Below are 2,147 nucleotides of genomic sequence, written 5' to 3' on the forward strand. Positions count from 1 at the left end.
GATACATTTTTTCCCGATCAGACGTTTTATCGTGCCTGTTTTGAAGGGGATTTGGATCAGGTAAACACGTCTCTGGAAGAAGGAGTCAATGTCAATGTCCATAACATTACGTGTGACGATTACACTCCCTTGATGATGGCATCCTTCGGGGGGCACAAGACGGTCGTCGAATGCCTGATCAACGCCGGGGCGAATCTCAACGCCGTCTGTAAGTACGGTGCAACCTCAATGTTCATGGCTGCCCAAGAAAATAAAATCGACTGCCTGCAAGCCCTGATCGAAGTCGGGGCGAATGTCAACGCCGCCTGTCCGGATGGCGCCACCCCACTGTCCATTGCAGCCGAGATGGGCAATACCGAATGTGTGAAAGCCCTGATCAATGCCGGGGCGAATCTCAATGCCGCCCTGTCGGATGGCACCACCCCGCTGTCCATTGCGGCCAGGATGGGCAAAACTGAATGCGTCAAAGCCCTGATCGAAGCGGGAGCAAACCTCAACACCCGAACCAGGAATGGCGCCACCCCGCTGTTCTTCGCTGCACAAGAAAACAACACCGACTGCGTGAAAGCTCTGGTCGAAGCCAGGGCGGATCTCAACGCCCAGACTAAAGATGGCAACACCCCGCTGTTCACCTTAGCCCAGAGGGGCGAGACCGACTGCCTGAAAGTCCTGATCATCGCCGGGGCGGATCTTGACACGCCTACCAAGGATGGCGCCACCCCGCTTTGCATCGCAGCTGAGAAGGGCAATACCAGCTGCGTGAAAGCCCTGATCGAAGCCAAGGCAGATATCAACGCTCGGGCCAAGGGTGGTATTACCCCGCTGTTCATCGCTGCCCAGAGAGGCAATACTGACTGCGTGAAAGCCCTGATCGAAGCCAGGGCGGATCTCAACGCCCAGACTAAGAATGGCGCTACCCCGCTAATCATCGCTGCTGCGAGAGGCCATACCGACTGCGTCAAAGCCCTGGTCGAAGCCAGGGCGGATCTCAACGCCCAGACTAAGAATGGTGCTACCTCGCTGTTCATGGCTGCGCAAGAAAATCGCACTGACTGTGTTAAGATCCTGATCAAAGCCGGGGCGGATCTCAACGCCGCCTTGTCGGATGGTGCCACCCCGCTGTTCACCGCTGCCCGGAAAGGCAATACCGACTGCGTAAAAGACCTGATCATCGCTGGGGCCGATCTCAACGCCGCCAGGACTATAGACGGCGGCACCCCGCTGTCCATCGCTGCCGAGGTGGGCAATACTGACTGCGTGAAAGCCCTGATCGAAGCCAAGGCAAACCTCAACGCTCAGACTCATTACGGTAGCACCGCACTGTTCATCGCAGCTGCGAGAGGCCATACCGACTGCGTGAAAGCTCTGGTTGAAGCTAAGGCGGATCTCAACACCTCAACTATGGATGGCGGCACCGCACTGTTCATCGCTACACAACAAAATAACACCGACTGCGTGAGAATCCTGATCAAGGCCAAGGCAGATCTCAACGCCCCAACTGACCATGGCGCCACCTCGCTCTTGATCGCTGCACAACAAAATAACATCGGCTGCATGAAAATCCTGATCGAAGCCAAGGCAGATCTCAACGCCGCGACCAAGGATGGCTCCACTCCGCTGTTCATCGCTGCCGAGAAAGGCAATACCGACTGCGTGAAAATCCTGATCAACGCCGGGGCGGATCTCAACGCCGTCAGAATTAAAGACGGCGCCACTCCGCTGTCCATCGCAGCCATGATGGGGAATAGCGACATTGTGGAAACATTAACCAAGGCCGGGGCAAGGTAGGGAAATGAACTATCGAACTGTTCTTATGTCTAATCCGTACTGATTATTGACTAACACAGGTGTTCTACTTATGGATGGCATTGCTCGCCCCTCTCTCCCCACGGTAACTAAGTCGGAGGCCGATGTCTGTCCAATTTGTTTAGATCCTTTCCATGGCCGTCATCTGGCGCCAGTGGACGTCAAAGCTCAATGTCGAACCCAATGTGGCCATCGCTTCCATCTGGACTGTATTTCGATGCAGTTTGTTGGAAAGTCGGTCGGCTCACGACAGTGCGCGGTGTGTCGGCAAGACCCGATGCCTGTAGTGAATCTGAACACCGGTGAATCTCACCCGGATACATCTTTCCCCAATCAGGCAT

At 55.4% G+C, this 2,147-nt stretch carries 2 protein-coding genes; both read left to right on the plus strand.

All coding sequences use genetic code 11. From position 1 onward, the window contains the following. On the plus strand, positions 1-1,788 hold a 1,788-nt coding region (locus tag KDK17_RS08100), incomplete at its 5' end, for an ankyrin repeat domain-containing protein (RefSeq protein ID WP_257287805.1). A gap of 70 nt (positions 1,789-1,858) precedes the next feature. Beyond that, a partial coding sequence (locus KDK17_RS08105) for an RING finger domain-containing protein (RefSeq protein ID WP_257287806.1) occupies positions 1,859-2,147 on the plus strand: 289 nt, incomplete at its 3' end.

It is taken from the genome of Endozoicomonas sp. SESOKO2, from assembly GCF_024606245.1.
GTDB lineage: Bacteria > Pseudomonadota > Gammaproteobacteria > Pseudomonadales > Endozoicomonadaceae > Endozoicomonas_A.